The 18,855-nt window shown below is 68.2% G+C and carries 16 protein-coding genes; 11 read left to right on the top strand and 5 right to left on the bottom strand.

Features of this window, described 5'->3' with window-relative positions; translation table 11 throughout:
* The first annotated feature begins 16 nt into the window (after nucleotides 1-16).
* From D9601_RS12955 to D9601_RS12940, 4 genes are all read left to right on the top strand, one after another.
* On the top strand, nucleotides 17-1,117 hold the full coding sequence (locus D9601_RS12955; protein WP_198354390.1) for a pectinesterase family protein: 1,101 nt from the start codon (nucleotides 17-19) through the stop codon (nucleotides 1,115-1,117).
* 75 nt (nucleotides 1,118-1,192) lie between these two features.
* Nucleotides 1,193-2,212: an alpha/beta fold hydrolase gene (locus tag D9601_RS12950; protein ID WP_198354389.1), complete on the top strand. Its 1,020-nt coding sequence runs from the start codon at nucleotides 1,193-1,195 to the stop codon at nucleotides 2,210-2,212.
* 103 nt (nucleotides 2,213-2,315) lie between these two features.
* A complete protein-coding gene (locus tag D9601_RS12945) occupies nucleotides 2,316-4,973 on the top strand; it encodes a TonB-dependent receptor (RefSeq protein ID WP_198354388.1) in 2,658 nt (885 codons plus the stop codon).
* The gene (locus tag D9601_RS12940) at nucleotides 4,973-6,094 is read left to right on the top strand and encodes a Ca2+-dependent phosphoinositide-specific phospholipase C (protein ID WP_198354387.1); all 1,122 of its coding nucleotides are present in this window, start codon (nucleotides 4,973-4,975) and stop codon (nucleotides 6,092-6,094) included. The genes D9601_RS12945 and D9601_RS12940 overlap by 1 nt, the downstream gene beginning before the upstream one ends.
* A 97-nt stretch (nucleotides 6,095-6,191) precedes the next feature.
* Here D9601_RS12940 and sciP read toward each other — a convergent pair whose 3' ends face one another.
* Both sciP and D9601_RS12930 read right to left on the bottom strand, forming a co-directional pair.
* On the bottom strand, nucleotides 6,192-6,491 hold the full coding sequence (gene sciP / locus D9601_RS12935; protein ID WP_198354386.1) for a CtrA inhibitor SciP: 300 nt from the start codon (nucleotides 6,489-6,491) through the stop codon (nucleotides 6,192-6,194).
* Between the two features lie 119 nt (nucleotides 6,492-6,610).
* A complete protein-coding gene (locus D9601_RS12930) occupies nucleotides 6,611-6,856 on the bottom strand; it encodes a hypothetical protein (protein WP_198354385.1) in 246 nt (81 codons plus the stop codon).
* A 144-nt stretch (nucleotides 6,857-7,000) separates the two neighbouring features.
* On the opposite strand from D9601_RS12930, the gene mnmA reads away from it, so the two are divergent.
* Nucleotides 7,001-8,104 (top strand): tRNA 2-thiouridine(34) synthase MnmA, encoded by a 1,104-nt coding sequence (gene mnmA, locus D9601_RS12925; protein ID WP_198354384.1) that lies wholly within the window; start codon nucleotides 7,001-7,003, stop codon nucleotides 8,102-8,104.
* A 37-nt stretch (nucleotides 8,105-8,141) separates the two neighbouring features.
* Here mnmA and D9601_RS12920 read toward each other — a convergent pair whose 3' ends face one another.
* From D9601_RS12920 to pdxH, 3 genes are read right to left on the bottom strand one after another with little or no spacing between them, the layout of a single operon-like run.
* Complete coding sequence (locus tag D9601_RS12920; RefSeq protein WP_198354383.1) at nucleotides 8,142-8,939, bottom strand: PhzF family phenazine biosynthesis protein; 798 nt, start codon at nucleotides 8,937-8,939, stop codon at nucleotides 8,142-8,144.
* A 1-nt stretch (nucleotide 8,940) separates the two neighbouring features.
* Nucleotides 8,941-9,894 (bottom strand): cation diffusion facilitator family transporter, encoded by a 954-nt coding sequence (locus D9601_RS12915; protein ID WP_198354382.1) that lies wholly within the window; start codon nucleotides 9,892-9,894, stop codon nucleotides 8,941-8,943.
* A complete protein-coding gene (gene pdxH, locus D9601_RS12910) occupies nucleotides 9,891-10,469 on the bottom strand; it encodes a pyridoxamine 5'-phosphate oxidase (RefSeq protein WP_198354381.1) in 579 nt (192 codons plus the stop codon). The genes D9601_RS12915 and pdxH overlap by 4 nt, the downstream gene beginning before the upstream one ends.
* Nucleotides 10,470-10,581: 112 nt before the next feature.
* Between pdxH and ku the strand changes: the two genes are divergently transcribed.
* From ku to D9601_RS12880, 6 genes are all read left to right on the top strand, one after another.
* Nucleotides 10,582-11,475 carry a non-homologous end joining protein Ku gene (ku, locus tag D9601_RS12905; protein WP_198354380.1) on the top strand — a complete coding sequence of 298 codons (894 nt, stop codon included), beginning with the start codon at nucleotides 10,582-10,584 and terminating at the stop codon, nucleotides 11,473-11,475.
* 133 nt (nucleotides 11,476-11,608) lie between these two features.
* A complete protein-coding gene (gene ligD, locus D9601_RS12900) occupies nucleotides 11,609-14,086 on the top strand; it encodes a DNA ligase D (protein ID WP_198354379.1) in 2,478 nt (825 codons plus the stop codon).
* 129 nt (nucleotides 14,087-14,215) lie between these two features.
* Nucleotides 14,216-14,656, top strand: coding sequence for a hypothetical protein (locus D9601_RS12895; protein WP_198354378.1), 441 nt, complete (start codon nucleotides 14,216-14,218; stop codon nucleotides 14,654-14,656).
* Between the two features lie 208 nt (nucleotides 14,657-14,864).
* Nucleotides 14,865-15,134: a hypothetical protein gene (locus tag D9601_RS12890; RefSeq protein ID WP_198354377.1), complete on the top strand. Its 270-nt coding sequence runs from the start codon at nucleotides 14,865-14,867 to the stop codon at nucleotides 15,132-15,134.
* Nucleotides 15,135-15,462: 328 nt separating this feature from the next.
* Nucleotides 15,463-17,952, top strand: coding sequence for a circularly permuted type 2 ATP-grasp protein (locus D9601_RS12885; RefSeq protein ID WP_198354376.1), 2,490 nt, complete (start codon nucleotides 15,463-15,465; stop codon nucleotides 17,950-17,952).
* 7 nt (nucleotides 17,953-17,959) lie between these two features.
* A complete protein-coding gene (locus D9601_RS12880; protein ID WP_198354375.1) occupies nucleotides 17,960-18,844 on the top strand; it encodes a transglutaminase family protein in 885 nt (294 codons plus the stop codon).
* Nucleotides 18,845-18,855: the final 11 nt, after the last annotated feature.

Genomic DNA, 18,855 nt, shown 5'->3' with positions numbered 1-18,855 from the left:
CAACGAGGACACGGACATGATCGATCGCCGGCAGTGGATCATCGGCGGCATCGCGACGGGGCTGCTCGGCAGGGCGGCGGCGGCCGCGGCGCGCTACGATGCGGTGATCGCCCCGGCGGCGCGACGCGACGTGCCCGCCGGGCGCCGCTTCGCCGATCTCGGTACGGCGCTCGCCGCGGCGCCGCGGACCGGCGGCTATCGCCTCTGGCTCGCCCGCGGCGACTGGCTGGGCCAGCATGTCGTCGACGTGCCCGGCGTCGCGCTGGTCGGCGAGGATCGGCAGCGCACCCGGATCGCCTTCACCGCCGCATCGGGGATGATCGCGCCGGACGGCAAGCATTACGGCACCTATCGCACCGCGACGCTGACCGTCACGGCCGCCGGTTTCACCGCCCGCAACCTCACGATCGCCAATGATTTCGACGGCATCGCCGAGATGCGCAAGACCGGCGCGCGGCTGCTGTCCGACGATCCGGCCGGGCCGCAGGCGGTGGCGCTGCGCCTCGCCGAAGGGAGCGACGCGGCGCGGCTCGACGCGGTCGACATCCACAGCCACCAGGACACCTTCTTCCCCGACGCCGGCCGCGTCACGCTCAACGGCTGCCTGGTCAGCGGCAGCTACGACTTCATCTTCGGCGCGGGATCGGCGCTGTTCGACCGATGCGAGATCCGCTCGCGGCTGCGTCCCGATCCCCAACAGGTACGGGGCTATATCGCCGCGCCCAGCACCTTGCGCGCGCAGCCGATCGGTCTCGTCTTCGATCACTGCCGGCTGACCCGCGACCCGGGCGTCGCCGACGGCAGCGTCTTCCTGGCGCGCCCGTGGCGGCCGTCGAAGAAGTTCGCCGACGGCCAATATGGCAATCCCGATGCGGCGGGGATGGCGGCCTTCCTCGATTGCTGGCTCGACGCGCATATCGCGCCGGCCGGCTGGACCGAGATGTGGTACACCGATCGCAGCGGCAACCCCCGCCATATGCTCCAGCCCGAGGACGCTCGCTTCGGCGAATTCGGCAGCCGCGGTCCCGGTGCCCATGCCGGCCGCCGCCTGCCCGCTTTGTCGGCCGCGGAGGCGGGCCATATCCGGCGCCTCGCGACGCGTTCCATCTCAGGCTGAGCCCGACGGCCCCTGACCCGCGGCAACGATCGGGCTGGTCGCCGGTTTGCAGACGCGAACCACGGGAGACGAACGGTGCCGACAGTGACCATCGGTGGGCTCGAGATCGCCTATCGCGACGAAGGAGCGCCGGAAGCGCCGGTCGTGCTGCTGCTGCACGGTTGGCCCGACGATGCCTCCGCCTGGAACGAAGTGGTGCCGCCGCTGGTCGAGGCCGGTCCGCGCGTCATCGTGCCGACGCTGCGGGGCTTTGGCGCGACGCGCTTCCTCGCCGAGGAGACGCCGCGCACCGGCGACAGCGCGATCCTTGCCATCGACGCGATCGCCTTGCTCGATCACCTCGGCATCGACCGTTTCATGGTCGCCGGGCACGATTGGGGCGCCAATGCCGCAGAAGCGCTCGCCGTCGGCTGGCCGGAACGGGTGACGCGGCTGGCCATGCTCAGCACGCCGCCCCGCCTCGGCGGCATGCCGACGCCGCCGTTCGAACAGGCGCAGCGGCAATGGTATCACTGGTTCATGGCGACCGAGCGCGGCGCGCAGGCGGTGCGCGACGACCGCCGTGGCTTCGCCCATCTCCATTGGGTCAACTGGTCGCCCAAGGGCTGGTTCGACGAAGCGACGTTCGAGCGCGTTGCCCGCGCCTTCGACAATCCCGATTGGCCGGCGGTGACGATCCACAGCTATCGCGCGCGCTGGGACGAGGCGGATCCCGATCCGGCAAGCCGTTGGCTGGCCGACAAGGTCGAGGACACCCGCACCCTCTCCGTCCCGACGCTCTATGTTCAGGGTGAGGTCGACGGGGTCAATCCGCCGTCCGCGACGAAGACGGTGCCCGGCAAATTTGCCGGGCCCTTCGCGATGGTCCTATTGTCGGGCGTCGGCCATTTTGCGCCGCGGGAAAATCCGGCGGCGGTCGCGCGCCACCTCGCCCGGCTGTTTACCGAAGACCCGGCGATGCTGGCCGATGCCGTCGAACCACCCCCAGGCCGTCGCGCCGGCGCTTCCATCGGCATCGGCCTCGCCCTTGCCGGCGCCGCCGCCACGGCAGCCCTGATCGCCAACTTCTATCGCCTTTCCCGGACAAGCGATTGAGATCGCGACCCACGTCAGCGAATTGTCATTGGTTCTACTTTGGTCCGTAACAAAGCGTCTCTAGCGCGCGGCCCAACGGCGAAACGCCGGGGGGAGAACGATCATGACCAGGATTTCGCGCCGGCTCGGCGCCACGCTGCCGTTCACGCTCGCGGCTGTGTTCGCCGCATCTCAGGCCCAGGCGCAGGAGCGGCCAGTGGCCGCTGCGGACGACACGGCACAGAGCGCGGCTAACGACGCCGACGGCGACATCGTCGTCACCGGCTCCTATGCGCGCAGCCTCGCCGAGGCGACCGAGGTCAAGCGTCGCGCCGCTTATGGCGTCGATTCGATCGCCTCCACCGACATCGGCAAATTCCCGGCGCAGAACGTCGCCGAGGCGCTGCAGGTCGTGCCGGGCGTTGCCATCACCCGCCCCCGCGGCGAAGGGCTGTACGTCAGCGTCCGCGGCCTCGGTCCGCAGTTCCAGAACACGCTGGTCAATGGCCGCACCGTCGCGCTCAACGACCTGATCGAGAATGGCGGCGCCAACGGCCGCCAGTTCCGCTTCGAAATGCTGCCGGCCGAATTCGTCTCGCGCATCGACGTGGTGAAGACGCCCACCGCCGACATGAATGAGGGCGCGCTGGGCGGCAACATCGATGTCCAGACCTTCCGCCCGCTCGACGTCGGCACCCGCACGACGCTCAATTCACGCTACACCTTCACGACGCAGACGCACCGCGTCGAACCGAATGCGACGCTGTTGACTAGCTGGAAGTCGCCGGACGGCACCTTCGGCCTGCTCGCCGCCGGGCAATATTGGGCCAAGGACGTCCGCAACGATCGCTTCCTGAACTTCGGCTGGAATCTCGACAAATTCACCTCGGCCGCGGCAGGCGGTCTGCCGTCGGGGCTGTACACGCCGACCCGCACGCGCCCGACGATCGAAACCGAACATCGCGAGCGGCTGTCGGGCCTCGTCTCGGCGGAATGGCAGCCGACGCCCGAACTGCGCACGACGCTCGACGTGCTCGCGACGCGGCTCGACGTCGCCTATGACGAATTCGGCCTCGACATCTATCCCGACGATCCCAACACCGCGATCGTCCCCGGCAGTGCGGTGATCCAGGGCAACACCGTGGTTGCCGCGACGATCAACCGCGTCCGCTTCATGGCGTCACGCGAATATAGTCTCAACCGCCACGACCTGCTGACCATCGGCCTCAAGCAGACCTGGGATCGCGACGCCTGGCACGTGTCGGCGAATGGCAGCTGGTCGTCGGCGCACAGCTACCACCCCAGCAACGCAGAAGGGACGGTGCGCAGTCGTGCCTTCTTCAACGCGCCGCTGACCTATGACGCGTCGGGCGGCTACAAGGTGCTGCCGACCTTCACCACGCCGGTCGACGTCACCAATCCGGCCAATTACGTCGTCTATCCGTTCAACATCGCGCCCAAGAACAGCAAGGATTGGGATGCCTATGGCCGGCTCGACATCGGCCACGATTTCGACGGCTTCCTCAGCAAGATCGCGGCCGGCGGCGAATATCACTGGCGCAAGCGCGACTATGCGCGCCGCGACTATATCGTCAACACCGCCAACGGGCAGCCGCTGACCAGCCTCGGCACGCCCGCCTACGAACAGCTGCCGTTCGACGATTTCCTGTCGGGCGTGCCGGGCAATGCGCCGCGCAGCTTCATCGTGCCGGTGACGCAGACCTATTACAACGCGCTGTTCAACCAGACGATCGCCAACGCGCCGCTGACCGCGGCAGACCTCCGCTCCTCCTTCGTCACGACGGAGAAGGTCACGGCGGCCTATCTGCGCGCCGACTATCGGTTCCAGGCCGGGTCGGTGCCGGTCACCGGCAATATCGGCGTCCGCTACGTCCATACCGATCAGGTGGCGAGCGGCACGCTGACCACCGGATCGACGCCGACCGCGGTCAGCTATCCCAAGACGTTCAACGACTGGCTGCCCAGCTTCAACCTGCGCGCCGAGCTGACGCCCACCCTCGTCGGCCGCCTCGCCGCCAGCCGCGTGCTGACCCGCCCCAACATCACCGACAGCGCGCCGCGCATCACCGTGTCGACCGACGCACAGACCGCAAGCGGCGGCAACCCGCAGCTCAACCCGTTCCTGGCGACGCAGTTCGACGGCTCGCTGGAATGGTATTTCAACCCGCACGGGTCGTTGAGCGGCGCGGTCTTCTACAAGGCGATGGACGATTACATCACCGCGCAGAACGTCAACATCACCATCCCCAACCGCGGCACCGTGCTGCTCAGCACCCAGGTCAACGGCGGCAACGCCAAGGTCTATGGCGCGGAGGCGGCGTACAACCAGGTCTTCACCTTCCTGCCCAAACCCTTCGACGGCCTCGGCTTCCAGGCGTCGTACACGCATACCTCGGTGAACGCGCTCTACACCGCCGGCGCGCGGACGATCCGCAACCAGTTGCTCGGCCTGTCGAAGCAGAGCTTCAACGTCGTCGGCTTCTACGATTACGGCCCCGTTTCGGCGCGCGTCTCCTATGTCTGGCGTGACCAGTATCTGTCGGGCACGGGCAGCACGACGCAGGCGCCGACCTATACCGACGCCTTTGGTTCGCTCGACGGCAGCCTGTCGCTGCGCGTCACCCCCAAATTGCTGTTCAGCGTCGAAGGGATCAACCTCGCCGGGGCCAAACTCTACACCTACAACGACGATCCCAAGCGGTTCGGCGAGATCAATTACTACGGTCGCACCATCCTGTTCGGCGCCCGCGCGGAGTTCTGATGATGCGCGCCCTGCTGCTTCCCACCCTGGCGCTCGCCGCCGCCAGCGCCGCTGCGGCGCTGGCCGGCGACACCGCGCCGCCGTCCACCTTGCGGATGAACGACATCCAGGTCGTCGGCTCGCACAACAGCTTCAAGGCGGCGATCCCCCCGGCGGTGATGACTGCCCTTCGCGCCCGCGACGTGAAGCTGGCCGACGCGCTCGATTATTACCATCTGCCGCTCGCCCGCCAGCTCGACCTCGGCGTCCGCCAGGTCGAGATCGATATCTTCGCCGATCCCGCGGGCGGCCGCTACGCCAACCCCAAGGGCGAGGCACTGGCCCAGGAGGCGGGTCAGAACAGCCACTTCGATCAGGCAGCGATGCGTCGCCCCGGTTTCAAGGTCTTCCATATTCCCGATGTGGACTATGTCTCAACCTGCGTGACGCTCGCCCGCTGCCTCAGCGAGATCGACGCCTGGTCGCGTGCGCATCCGCGGCATCTGCCAATCATGATCACGATCAACGCCGCCGATACGCCATCGGAGCGCCTGGAGATCAGCCCGCCGCTGCCGCTCGACAATGCGGACTTGCTCGATGCGCTGGATGCGGAGATCCGCAACGCGCTGCCGGGACGGCGGCTGATCACCCCCGACGAGGTGCGCGGCTCCGCGCCGACGTTGCGCGACGCGGTGCGCGGCCGTGGCTGGCCGTCGCTGGCGGCGGCCCGGGGGCGGGTGTTCATCTTGTTCGACGTCCGGCCTGCCGTGTCCGAGGTCTATCGCACCGGCCATCCCTCGCTGAAGGGGCGCGCCATGTTCGGCTGGTATGCCGATGATCAGCCAGAATCGGCGATCCAGATCATCCAGGATCCGGTGACCGACGGTTCACGGATCCGCGACTGGGTGAAAGCAGGCGTCATCGTCCGTACCCGCACCGACGCCAACACCATCGAGGCGCGACAGGGCGATCACACCAAGGCAATCGCTGCCGCGGCAAGCGGCGCGCAGGCGGTGAGCACGGATTATTATCCCGGTGCGCCTGACCCAGCGGGTCTGCACTTCGCCGTGACGCTGCCCGGCGGCGTGATGGCGCGGTGCAATCCGGTCCGCCTGCCCGCCGGCTGCGTGCTCCGCCCCTGACCGAGCGGTTTGCGTGAAACGACGCCGGCCCGCGCATCGCCCGGTTCGACCGGGGATACGCGGGCCGGTTGCGGCGTCCCTCAGGACGCGCGTGCGGTCAGTATTTCTGCTGGCGCTCGTACAGCGACTTGTAATGCTGGATGCGGGTGACGCGCAGACCCGGCATGCCTGATCGGTCGATCGCGCGCTGCCAGCTGGCGAATTCCTCGACCGTCAGGCCATAGCGCTCGCACACCTCGTCCACCGTCAGCAGGCCGCCGTTGACCGCGGCCACCACCTCCGCCTTGCGCCGCACCACCCAGCGCGTCGTCGACGGCGGCGGCAGGGAATCCAGGGTCAGCGACTCGCCGAGCGGGCCGATAACCTTGGCAGGACGGATTTTCTGGTTCTCGATCATTACTCAACCTCGACCGGGGCCAGCAGGCCTCTTTCAACAACTGTTACGCTTCCTAATCGACACGCTTGAAGAACGGCTGAAGCGCCGCGGTAAACGGGCCCTTCATGTGTGTTACCTCGTCACTCGCCCGGCTCCTGTTCGGAATCGTGCCAATGCGCGAGCAGCGACGCGACCTGACCGTTGAACGCGCCCGAGGCGGGCTGCAGCCGCCGCATCGCACCGTACATCCGGCCAAATCGTGCCTGCGCGGTCGCGGTTGCGCTGGCATTCTGGCGTGCCGCGATCCCGACCATCAGGACCGCGAGATCGCCCGGCAGCCGGGTGACCTCCGCATCCTTGTCGAAACCGGGAAAACTCAGATCCAACGCGCCCTACCCCACTCGCTCGTATCGTCAGGAATGCTGGCTCTACGGCAGACGTGGTGAAGGGTCGGTAAAGCTCGCCCTCAAAACTGCGCGACCCGTGCCTGCTTTGCGGTGAGCGACGAAAAGCGCTATGGCGGGCGGATCATGACCGATGTGGATTTTCAGCTGGCGGGTCCCGAGACCGCGCGCCGGATCGTGGTGGCGATGTCGGGCGGGGTCGACAGCTCGGTAGTCGCCGCGCTCGCCGCGCGTACCGGGGCGGAGACGATCGGCGTCACGCTCCAGCTCTACGACCATGGCGAGGCGGTCGGCCGCGCCGGCGCCTGTTGCGCAGGGCGGGACATCCGCGACGCCCGTGCCGTCTGCGACCGGCTGGGCATCGCCCATTATGTCTTCGACCATGAAAGCCGCTTCCGCGAGGCGGTGGTCGATCGGTTCGCCGACGAATATCTCGCCGGCCGTACCCCGATCCCCTGCGTCCAGTGCAACACCGGACCAAAATTCACCGACCTGCTGCAGATGGCGCGTGATCTCGGCGCGGATTGCCTCGCCACCGGTCATTACGTCCGCCGCATCGAGGGGCCGGCGGGTGCCGAACTGCATCGCGGCACCGACCCGGCCCGCGATCAGAGCTATTTCCTGTTCGGCACGACGCAGGAGCAGCTGAATTTCCTGCGCTTCCCGCTCGGCGACCTGCCCAAGGCGCGGGTGCGCGAACTGGCGGCGGAGATGGGGCTGGCGGTGGCGGGCAAGCCCGACAGCCAGGACATCTGCTTCGTGCCCGACGGCGATTACGCCGGCCTGGTCAGGAAATTGCGTCCCGATACCGATACGGCGGGCGACATCGTCGACCTCAGCGGTCGCAAGCTGGGCGAGCATCGCGGCATCATCCACTTCACCGTCGGTCAGCGCCGCGGGCTGGAGATCGGCGGCACCGCGGAACCGCTCTATGTCGTGCGGCTGGAGGCGGCGGCGAAGCGCGTTGTCGTCGGCCCGCGCGCGGCGCTGGCGGTGGCGGCGGCGCGGCTGACCGACCTCAACGTGCTGGGGCCGCTGGACGGCCCGCTGTCGGCGAAGGTCCGCTCGATGGCCAAGCCGGTGCCTGCACAGATGGTCGGCGACCGGCTGGTGTTCGACGTTCCCGAATATGGCGTCGCGCCGGGTCAGGCGGCAGTGCTCTACGCCGGCGACCGCGTGCTCGGCGGCGGCTGGATCGCGGAGACAGAGGCCGCGCTCGCAGCGGCCTAAGCAGCCCCTCCCCTTCAGGGGAGGGGCTTGAGGGAGATCACGGCAGCAGGAACGTGCCCTCGATCACGGTTACGCAAGCGCCGCCCAACACCACCCGGTCGCCGTCGAGCCGGCAGGTCAGCCGGCCGCCGCGTGCACTCGCCTGCGTAGCGGTGAAGCGGTCGCGGCCGAGCGCCTCCGCCCAATAGGGCACGATCACCGCATGCGCCGATCCGGTCACCGGGTCCTCGTCGATCCCGAACGCGGGCACGAAGACGCGGCTGACGATGTCGGTATCCGTGCCGCGCGCGGTGACGATCGCCTGATGTTCGCCGGTCGCCGCCAGGGCACGGAAGTCGGGCTGCACCGCGCGCACCGCCTCCTCGGATTCGAGCACGACGACATCGTAGCCTCCCTCGCGCCACAGCGTCTCGACGACATTGTCGACACCGAGCGCCGCCACCACTGCCGGCAACGGCCTCGGCGCAGGCTTCCACGCGGGCAGCGCCAGGGCATAGCCGCTGCCCTCGCGCGTTACCGTCAGCACCCCGGCCTGCCGCGTGCGGAAGCGCACCGCGTCGCGCGGCTCGCCCGAGGTGAGCACGAAGTGACCGCTGGCCAGCGTCGCATGGCCGCACAACCGCACCTCGGCCGCGGGCGTGAACCAGCGCAGCTCGAAGTCCGCCTCGCCGCTCGCGTCGGGCACGAGGAAGGCGGTTTCCGATAGATTGTTCTCCGCCGCGATGGCGAGCAACGTCGCATCGTCCAGCCAGGTCGACAGCGGCATCACCGCCGCCGGATTGCCACCGAAGGGCGCGTCGCTGAACGCATCGATCTGGCTGAACGGTATCCGCATGTCAGTATCCTACCCGCTTGCCGAACCAGTGTGGCGTCACGTCCGCCTCGACCAGCGGATTGTCGGTGTCGACATGGCCTTCGGGGTCGAGGTGGATCAATACCTCGACCTTGGGGAAGGCGCTGCGCAGGCTGCGCTCGACATTCTCGACGATGTCATGCGCCGCGCCGACCGTCAGGTCGCGGTCGACCTCCATATGGAATTGCGCGAAATCGTGGCTGCCCGACCGGCGCGTGCGGAAATCGTGGATGCCCTTCAGCCCCGGCTGACGCGCCGCGACGTCGAGGAAGGCGGCACGCTGGTCCTCCGGCCATTCCTTGTCCATCAGCTGGTCGATCGCGGTCGACGACGCCTGGAACGCGCCCCAGGCCAGCCACAGCGCGATGGCGATGCCGAACAGCGGGTCCGCCTTGTGGAAGCCGAGATACTGGTCGACGACCAGCGCGACCATCACCGATCCGTTGAGCAGAACGTCCGACTGGTAATGGACGTTGTCCGCCATGATCGCGACCGATCCGGTCGCGCGGATGATGCGGCGCTGGTACCAGAGCAGCACCATCGTCGCGATGATGGCGATGATCGACACGCCGATGCCGAACTCCGCGTCGCCCGTGGCGGTATCGCTGCCCAGCGCGTCGATCGCGCGCCAAGCGATACCCGCCGCGGAGGCGGTGATCAGCGCGACCTGGAACAGCGCCGCCAGCGCCTCCGCCTTGCCGTGGCCGAAGCGGTGGTCGTGATCCGCCGGGGTCGCCGCCAGCCGCACGCCGTAGAGCGTGACGAGGCTGGCGAGCAGGTCGAGCGCCGTGTCGGCGAGGCTGCCGAGCATCGCCACCGATCCCGTCTGCCACGCGGCATAGCTCTTCAGCGCGAGCAGGAAGCACGCCATGGCGACGCTGGCCAGCGCGGCCCGCGTCGCCAGCGGCAGCAGCTTGCGACGTTCGTCCTGGGTCATGGGAACAGCAATCCTTCGCTCCAGCCATCCCCCTGTCGGGTGAACAGCCTTCGTTCATGCAGGCGGTGCGCCCGGTCCTGCCAGAATTCGAGCGCCTGTGGGACGACGCGATAGCCGCCCCAGAACGGCGGCCGCGGCACGTCCTGCCCCTCGAACCGCTGCTTCATCGCCTCGAACCGCGCCTCGAAGGTCGCGCGGCTGTCGAGCGGGCGGGACTGGTCCGATGCCCAGGCGCCGAGTTGCGAATCGCGACCGCGCGTCGCGAAATAGGCGTCCGACTCAGCATCGCTCGCGCGTTCGACCGCGCCCTCGATGCGGATTTGGCGGCGCAGCGACTTCCAGTGGAACAGCAGCGCCGCCTTGGGCACCGCGTCGAGTTCGCCGGCCTTGCGGCTGTCGCGGTTGGTGTAGAAGACGAAGCCGTCGGGGCCGTGCCCCTTCAGCAGCACCATCCGCACCGACGGCTGGCCAGCCGCATCGACGGTGGCGAGCGCCATCGCATTGGGATCGTTGGGTTCGTTCGCTTTGGCTTCGTCCAGCCACCCGTCGAACATCAAAAAAGGGTCGTCGGCCATGCGCCGCCCCTAGCCGAAAACCCGGTCCGTGTCACAGGTCGGCGCAATCGCGACGGAACCGGAGTTTCGCCAGCGAATTGAATCGCTTCCGCAACGTTGCAAGGCTGCCCGCATGCCCGCTCGCGCTTATTGGCAAGGCCAGATCCGACTCGCCCTCGTGTCGATCCCGGTCGAGATCTATGCGGCGACGCGCAGCGGTGCGACCGTGTCGTTCAAACAGATCCACGAACCGAGCGGCAAGCCGATCCATTACGAGAAGGTCGTCACCGGCATCGGCCCCGTCGACACCGACGAGATCATGAAGGGCTATGAGGTGTCGAAGGGCGAGTTCGTGCTGCTCGAGCAGGACGAGATCGACGCGGTGAAGCTCGAATCGAAGAAGACGCTGGAGCTGACCCAGTTCGTCGACGCCAGCGACATCGACGTCATCTATTACGAGAAACCCTATTTCGTCGTCCCCGCCGACGATCTCGCCGAAGAGGCGTTCATCGTGCTGCGCGAGGCGTTGAAGCGGTCGAAGAAGGTCGGGCTCGGCCAGCTCGCCCTGCGCGGCCGCGAATATGTCGTCAGCCTCAAGCCGTGCGGGCGCGGCATGGTGCTGGAGACGTTGCGCTACGCCGACGAGGTCAACAAGGCGCAAAGCTATTTCCGCGAAATTCCCGACAGCAAGCCCGACCCCGACCTGCTCGATCTGGCGCAGGCGCTGATCGACAAGAAGTCGGGCGCCTTCGATCCCCAGGAATTCCACGACCGCTACGTCGACGCGCTGAAGGACCTGATCGAGCGCAAGCGCAAGGCGAAGGGCCGCAAGATCATCGAGGACAAGGACGAAGACGGCGGCCGATCCGGCAACAACGTCGTCGACCTGATGGCCGCGCTGAAGAAGTCGATGGAGGGCGGCAAGGCGGAGGCGGAACCGGCAAAGAAGGCACCGGCGAAGCGGACCACCGCCAAGGCACCGGCCAAAAAGCCGACGGCAAAAACTCCGGCCAAGAAACGTGCCTAAGCGCTTCCCCTTACGTCATCCCGGCGGAAGCCGGGACCCATGGACACGGAACACCAGCGGCCTTGGCGCTCGGGGCGACATGGCCCGGCGTTCGCCGGGCTGACGGAGGGTTTTGGATGTGGGCAATAGACCGATGACTGACGCCCTCGCCGCCTACAACGCCAAGCGCGACTTCGCGAAGACCGCGGAGCCGGCCGGCACGCTCGAACCCGGCCATGGCAACAGCTTCATCGTCCAGAAGCACGACGCCACCCGCCTGCACTGGGATTTCCGGCTGGAGATCGACGGCGTGCTGAAGAGCTGGGCGGTGACGCGCGGTCCCAGCCTCGACCCCGACGAGAAAAGGCTGGCGGTGCGCACCGAGGATCATCCCTTGTCCTACGCCAGCTTCGAAGGGACGATCCCGGCGGGCGAATATGGCGGCGGCACGGTGATGCTGTGGGATCGCGGCACCTGGGCGCCGGTCGCCGGCAAGTCGGCGAAGGACCTCGACAAGGGCCATCTCCATTTCGTGCTGGAGGGGGAGCGGATGCGCGGCGAATGGCTGCTCATCCGCCTCAAGCCGCGCGGCAAGGAAAAACGCGAGAACTGGCTGCTGCGCAAGATCGACGACGGTTTCGCCGGCGGCACCGACACGCTGACCGAGGACGCGCTGACCAGCGTCGCCACCGGCCGCACGATGCAGGAGATTGCGGAGGGTAAAAGTCCTCCCCCGCAGGGGAAGGGGGACCGTCGACCCAAGGCGGATGGTGGAGGGGTATCTCGGCCCGCAAAGGGCGACACCCCGCCACCACCGCGCTCCGCTGCCAAGGGAGGAAAACTGCCGCCATTCACCGAACCGCAGCTCTGCACGCTCGTCGACTCCGTCCCGCCCGGTGCCGGCTGGCTGCACGAGGTCAAATACGACGGCTATCGCGCGCTCATCGCCGTCGCGAACGGCGTCGCCAAGATTTACACCCGCAATGGCCTCGACTGGACCGACAAGTTCGCCCGGATCGCCGAGGCCGCCGGCGCCATCCCCGGCAGCGCGCTGATCGACGGCGAGATCGTCGCGTTCAAGGACGGCCGCCCCGATTTCTCGACGCTCAAGGACGCCATCTCCGGCGGCGGCGCCATGACCCTGTTCGCCTTCGACCTGCTCGAGGCCGACGGCGAGGACCTGCGCCCCCTCCCCAACCTCCAGCGCAAGGAGCGGCTGCGCGTCCTGCTGCCGACCGGCGACCGCCTGCAATTCGCCGAACACGTCCTCGGTTCCGGCGAGCCATTGTTCGCAACCATGTGCCGCGAGGGGCTGGAAGGCGTCGTGTCGAAGCGCGCCGACGCGCCCTATCAATCTGGCCGCAGCCGCGCCTGGCTCAAGGCGAAATGCATCCGGCGGCAGGAATTCGTCATCGTCGGCTGGTTGCCGTCGGACAAGCAGCGCGGCTTCCGCTCGCTGCTGCTCGGCGTGCACGAGGACGGCAAACTCCGCTACGCCGGCAAGGTCGGCACCGGCTTCGACGCGAAGCTGATGGACGATATCGCCGCCAAACTCGCCCGCCTCGCCCGCAAGACGCCGACCGTCGAGGCGCCGCGCGCGATGGTCCGCGGCGCGCACTGGGTCAGCCCCAAGCTGGTCGCCGAGATCGCCTTCACCGAGGTGACGCCCGACGGCGTATTGCGCCACCCGAGCTTCGTCGGCCTGCGCGGCGACAAGCCGGCGGAAGAGGTGGTGGTCGAAACCCCCGAGCCCGCCCCCGCCGCGCCCGAGGTGCACGTTACGGTGTCGAGCCGCGACCGCCTCATCTTCCCCGACAGCGACGTCACCAAGGGCGAGCTCGCGGACTATTACGCCGCGCTCGCGCCGGTGATGCTGCCCTGGGCCGGCCGCCGCCCGGTCAGCCTCGTCCGCTGCCCGCAGGGACGCGCCAAGGCCTGTTTCTTCCAGAAGCACGACGCGGGCAGCTTCGGCGAGCATGTCCACCACGTCGACATCACCGAAAAGGACGGCCACACCGAACCTTATCTTTATGTCGACAGCGCCGACGGCCTCGTCGCCTGCGTGCAGATGGGCACGATCGAATTCCACGGCTGGGGATCGACGATCGATGCGCTCGAACGGCCCGACCGGATGGTCTTCGACCTCGACCCCGACGTGGGGCTGGGCTTCGCCGAAACCAAGAAGGCGGCGGAATATCTGTCCAACCAGCTCGCCGAGATCGGCCTGGTCAGCTTTCCCCTGCTGTCCGGCGGCAAGGGCGTCCACGTCGTCGTGCCGCTCAACCGCCAGGCGGAATGGCCGGCGGTGCGCGACTTCGCCGAACGCTTCGCACGCGCGCTGGCCCAGGCGGAGCCCGACCGCTTCGTCGCGGTGATGACCAAGGCGAAGCGCAAGGGCAAGATCTTCATCGATTACCTTCGCAACCAGCGCGGCGCGACCGCGATCATGCCCTATGCCGCCCGCGCCCGCGCCGGCGCACCCGTCGCCGCACCGGTCTCGTGGAGCGAGCTGCGCGACCTCGACACCGCCGCCCGCTGGGGCGTGAGGGATCGGGACGAGCTGTTGAAGAGGGCGGCGTCGCGGGCGCTCCAGGGGTGGGGCATGGCGGACCAGACGCTGCCGGACGTGTGACTTCCGCTTTCCTAATAGCGACTCAATGCGCGCCCAGATTATACGTCGGCTGTCTGTTGCTGGGGGTTAGCGGACATGGAGACGGGGCAAGATGAGAGTATTGTGGCAACTCGGTCGCTCGGGGGATCTATGAAGCTGTCATCTGTCGCCGCCGCTCTGCTAGCTGCCATGGGGCTGTCCGGTCAGGCCTCGCCTCCCAGGTATGTAGAGGGGCAAGTCTGGTCCTACCGCACGCGACCACAGGATGCTGGATCGCTGCTCAAAGTGCAGCGCGTCGAGATGATGGGTGCCAAGAAGGTCTACCACATCAGCGTCGTCGGCGTTCATTTCGCAACGCCGGGCATCGCGGGCATCCTGCCGCACATTCCCGTATCGGACGAGACGCTCGACGCCAGTGTCACGAAGCTATCAGTGGAAAAGCGCGACTTCCCTACTTCCGCCTTGGACGAGGGCATCGACGAATGGCGTAAGGCACAGGGGGGCGTTTTTACCATTCCTATGTCCCAAATTGTCGGCATCATCGACGAGCAGACGACCGCGGCGCAAATGCAAGCACCGACAAAGCCATAAGACGCGCAATGTCCGCTCTCGACGGAATCAGAACGTCCGCTTCTGGATGGTCGTTTTGCAACGGCGGAGGCACCGCCTCTAGCCGCTGACAGCTTCAAGCTCTGACCCTAGCTCATACGAACCTTAAGTTTGGACCTTACGCGAAATCCATGATTTATAAGCGCACTGCGGCAGGTTCACGGCAGTCCGTGGTCGAAGGAGACGTTCGATGAAAGCGATTTGCAAAGCCCTGTGCCTCGTGGGTCTTGTAGCAGGAGGTACAACTTCCGCCGTCGCTGGCACGACCTATTTCGAGAACCCGCAAGCCTATGGCATGAGACAATATCTCGATGATCAACTCTATCGCTTCAACGGCTCCTTGAAGTCACGCTGTCTGGCGGAGGAGCGTGTCGGTCGTCTCACGACGACTTGCCAGCAATATAAGCACGATCTCAACCGCCTCGTTCGCGACCAGATGAGGCGCGAGGCGGGCGCCTGACCACGCACTGCAAGCTGGGCGGGAACTCTACGCTCGCTGATGCGAGAATGCGGAACTTCGGCTTCCGGGCGGAAGCGGAATGTCTGGTTTGGCCGGAAACCGCTGCGTCATTCGTCATCCCGGCGAAAGCGGGGGCTCATGGACACGCGAGTTTAACGGCGACAGCATGGGCGTGACGCTAGAGTGCGGCGTTGGCGGGAGCGACGCAGGAGCGATCGGCAACCCCATCGCCTGCCCCGCCGCTCGGTGAAGGCGCCCGAACCACCTCTTCTCCCGCGCTTCCATTCCACCTTCCCCCCCGCTGCGGCGCACGGTACGAAGCGGACCGATGGCGACGCAGCCCACCTCCGCAGAGCCCGCGAGCCTGATCGACGCCGCCACCCATGCGCAGCGCTGGATCGCCGACTATCGCGCCCGCGCCACCGCCGACGACGTGCTTGCCGGCAGCCATGATCCGGCCTGGGCGGCGATGTTCGAGGAACTGGCCAGCGTCGCCTCCGACGATCTCGACCATGTCCGCGAACGCGTCCGCCGCCACGCCGCCGACATCGGCATGGGGTTCCGTATCATCGGCGAGGCGGACGAGCGGCCGTGGCCGGTTTCTCCCGTCCCCCTGCTGATCGACGCCGGCGAATGGGCCGGCATCACCCGCGGCATCGTCCAGCGCGCCGCGCTGATGGAGACGATCGTCGCCGACCTCTACGGGCCGCAAAGGCTGGTCGAGCGCGGCCTGATCCCCGCCGCGCTGGTCACCGGCAGCCCGCTGTTCCTGCGCCAGCTCGTCGGGCTGGAACCGCCGGGCGGCCGCCACCTGCATTTCATCGCGATCGACCTCGGTCGCGGGCCGACCGGCGAATGGCGGGTACTCGCCGACCATCTGCGCGCGCCGGCCGGCGCCGGCTATGCGCTGGAGAACCGGCTCGCGGTAAGCCGCACCCTGGGCGGGCTGCAGGCGCGGCTCAACGTCCAGCGTCACGCGCCCTTCTTCGCCGCCTTCCGCGCCGGCATCGCCGCTTTGTGCCGCCGCGCCGATCCGCGCATCGGCCTGCTGACGCCGGGACGCTACAATCCGAGCTATCCCGAACAGGCGCATCTCGCCCGCTACCTCGGCCTGCTGCTGGTCGAGGGCGCCGACCTCGCCGCGCTGGAGGATCGCGTCTACGTCCGCACCATCGCCGGGCTGAAGCGCATCGACGCGCTGTGGCGGCGGGTCGATCCGCGCATGCTCGATCCGCTGGCGCTCGATTCCCATTCGCATATCGGCGTGCCGGGCCTGATCGATGCCTATGCCGCCGGCAACGTGCTGCTCGCCAATGCGCCGGGCGCGGGCGTGCTGGAAGCGCCCGCCTTCGCCGCCTTCCTGCCGCAATTGGCGACGCGGCTGCTCGGCGACAGCCTGCACATCCCCAATATCGCCACCTGGTGGTGCGGCCAGCCGGGCGAGCGTGCCCGCGTCGAGGAGGATTTCGACCGGCTGCTGATCGGCCCCGCCTTCGGCACCGCGCCGCTCGGTCTGCCGGGCGACGTCCCAGTCGCCGGCAACGAGCTGACGCCGGAACAGGCGGCGGCGCTGTGCGACGACCTCGCCCGCCGGCCGCAGGATTATGTCGGGCAGGAGATCGTCCGCCTGTCGACCATGCCGGTGGTGGTCGACGATCGGCTGGAGCCACGCCCCTTTACGCTGCGCGTCTTTGCGGCGCGCGGCGCGGACGGCGAATGGACGGTGCTGCCCGGCGGCTTCGCGCGCATCGGCCGCCATCCCGATCCGCGCGCCAGCGTGATGGGCGAAGGCACCTGGTCCGCCGACGTCTGCATTCACGGCGCCGCCCCGGTCGAGCCAGTGTCGCTACTGCCCGCGGCGGATTCGCATCATGTCCGCCGCAATCCCGGCACCCTGCCCAGCCGCGTCGCCGACAATTTCTACTGGCTCGGCCGCTATCTGGAGCGTGGCGAGGCGCTGCTCGCCGCCATCCGCGTCATGCTCGGCCATTCGATCGACGCCGATGGCGGCGCGGCGCTGTCGGCCGGCACCGTCGGCCGCCTCGTCGGCCTGATCACCGGTGGCGGCGCCGCACCGCATCCCGCCTCGCTGCGCCGCGCCGATCTCACCGCCTTCGCGCGCATCGCCATGGAGGACGAGGGCCAGCATTCGATCGCCACGATCAACCGCCTTGCCCGCACCATCGGTGAGGGTTCGCGCGACCGGCTGTCGGCGGACATGGTGCGCCTGCTCGAGGCGCCCTTCCCCAGCCATCGCGGCATGCTCGACCGCGCCGGCTCGTTGCAGCGCCGCTATGCCGCCATCGCCGGCCTGTCGGCGGAGCATATGGGCCGCACCGCCGCCTGGCGCTTCCACGACCTCGGCCGGCGGGTCGAGCGGGCGATGGCGGCGGCGCGCGCGACCCGCCTGTTCGGCATGGCGGGCGCGACCGCGGACGATCTGTCGACCCTGCTCGACCTCGCCGACAGCCAGATCAGCTATCGCCAGCGCTATCTGACCGGCATCGCGCGCATTCCCGTCGTCGATCTCGTCGCGCTCGACCCCGGCAATCCGCGCAGCCTCGCTTATCAGGCCGATCGGATCACCGAGCATCTCACGGCGCTGCCGGTGCTCGACGACGACGGCATGGCAGAGGCGCAGCAGCGCCTCGGCCGCGGCCTTGCCGCGCTGCTTGCGGAGGCCACCGCCGCCAGTCTCGACGCCGATACGCTCGGCGAGGTCGAGCGGCGGCTCGCCCAGATCTCGGACGCGGTGGCGACGCGCTATTTCCTGCAGGGCGCGCAGCCGCTGCGCGCCGGCGGATTGACCTTGGCATGAGCGCGGCATGACGCAGACCTACGACATCCGTCACGTCACCCGCTTCGACTATGGCGGCAACGTCCGGTTCGCGCGCTGCAACCTGCGGTTGCAGCCGATCGACTGGCCGGGGCAACGGATCGCGGATTATGCGCTGACCGTCGAGCCGGCCGGCCGGCTGAGCCCCGCCCGCGCCGAGGCGGGGCTGGCCAACGTCACCCGGCTGGTGGTCGACACGCCGGTGCGTAGCCTGACGATCGAAAGCCGCGCCCGCATTCACGTCGACCGGCTGGTGCCGATGCCCGACGCCAGCGACCCGACGCTCGCCGATATCGCCGCGCTCGCCCGCGCCAGCCGCGACCTGTCGGCGGCGGGGCCGGCGAGCTATCTCTATCCCTCGCCGCTGATCCCGCTCGACCGCGGCATCGCCGAATATTGCGCCGCCGATCTCGACTCCGATCGCGGCGCGCTGGAAGCGGGGATCGCACTCGCCCGCCGCATCCAGCGCGATTTCACCTTCGACGCGACCGCGACCCTGGTCGACACGCCGCCGCATGAGGCCTTCGCCCAGCGCAAGGGCGTGTGCCAGGATTTCGCGCAGATCATGATCACCGGCCTGCGCGCCGCCGGTTTGCCCGCCGCCTATGCCTCAGGCTACATCCGCACCATCCCGCCTCCCGGCCAGCCGCGGCTGGTCGGTGCGGATGCAACTCATGCCTGGGTTCTTTTGTGGTGCGGACCGGATCACGGCTGGGTCGGGCTCGATCCGACCAACGGCATCTGGATGGCCGGCGACCATATCGTCATGGCGGTCGGCCGCGATTATGCGGAGATCGCACCGGTCGACGGCGTCGTGCTCGGCTCGCAGGCGCAGAACATGTCCGTCAGCGTCGACGTCGCGCCGCAGGATTGATCGCTGTCCTA

It is taken from the genome of Sphingomonas sp. MA1305 (genome assembly GCF_016107325.1).
In the GTDB taxonomy this organism is placed as follows: Bacteria; Pseudomonadota; Alphaproteobacteria; order Sphingomonadales; family Sphingomonadaceae; genus Sphingomonas.
Note: the sequence above shows the minus strand (reverse complement) of the source record. Positions and strands in the feature narration are given on the sequence as shown.

Excerpts from the sequence above, each read along its gene's own strand:
- D9601_RS12955 (WP_198354390.1), top strand. The coding sequence starts at position 17 with ATGATCGATCGCCGGCAGTGGATCATCGGCGGCATCGCGACGGGGCTG.
- D9601_RS12945 (WP_198354388.1), top strand. The coding sequence starts at position 2,316 with ATGACCAGGATTTCGCGCCGGCTCGGCGCCACGCTGCCGTTCACGCTC.
- D9601_RS12940 (WP_198354387.1), top strand. The coding sequence starts at position 4,973 with ATGATGCGCGCCCTGCTGCTTCCCACCCTGGCGCTCGCCGCCGCCAGC.
- sciP (WP_198354386.1), bottom strand. The coding sequence starts at position 6,491 with ATGATCGAGAACCAGAAAATCCGTCCTGCCAAGGTTATCGGCCCGCTC.
- mnmA (WP_198354384.1), top strand. The coding sequence starts at position 7,001 with ATGACCGATGTGGATTTTCAGCTGGCGGGTCCCGAGACCGCGCGCCGG.
- D9601_RS12920 (WP_198354383.1), bottom strand. The coding sequence starts at position 8,939 with ATGCGGATACCGTTCAGCCAGATCGATGCGTTCAGCGACGCGCCCTTC.
- D9601_RS12915 (WP_198354382.1), bottom strand. The coding sequence starts at position 9,894 with ATGACCCAGGACGAACGTCGCAAGCTGCTGCCGCTGGCGACGCGGGCC.
- pdxH (WP_198354381.1), bottom strand. The coding sequence starts at position 10,469 with ATGGCCGACGACCCTTTTTTGATGTTCGACGGGTGGCTGGACGAAGCC.
- ku (WP_198354380.1), top strand. The coding sequence starts at position 10,582 with ATGCCCGCTCGCGCTTATTGGCAAGGCCAGATCCGACTCGCCCTCGTG.
- ligD (WP_198354379.1), top strand. The coding sequence starts at position 11,609 with ATGACTGACGCCCTCGCCGCCTACAACGCCAAGCGCGACTTCGCGAAG.
- D9601_RS12895 (WP_198354378.1), top strand. The coding sequence starts at position 14,216 with ATGAAGCTGTCATCTGTCGCCGCCGCTCTGCTAGCTGCCATGGGGCTG.
- D9601_RS12890 (WP_198354377.1), top strand. The coding sequence starts at position 14,865 with ATGAAAGCGATTTGCAAAGCCCTGTGCCTCGTGGGTCTTGTAGCAGGA.
- D9601_RS12885 (WP_198354376.1), top strand. The coding sequence starts at position 15,463 with ATGGCGACGCAGCCCACCTCCGCAGAGCCCGCGAGCCTGATCGACGCC.
- D9601_RS12880 (WP_198354375.1), top strand. The coding sequence starts at position 17,960 with ATGACGCAGACCTACGACATCCGTCACGTCACCCGCTTCGACTATGGC.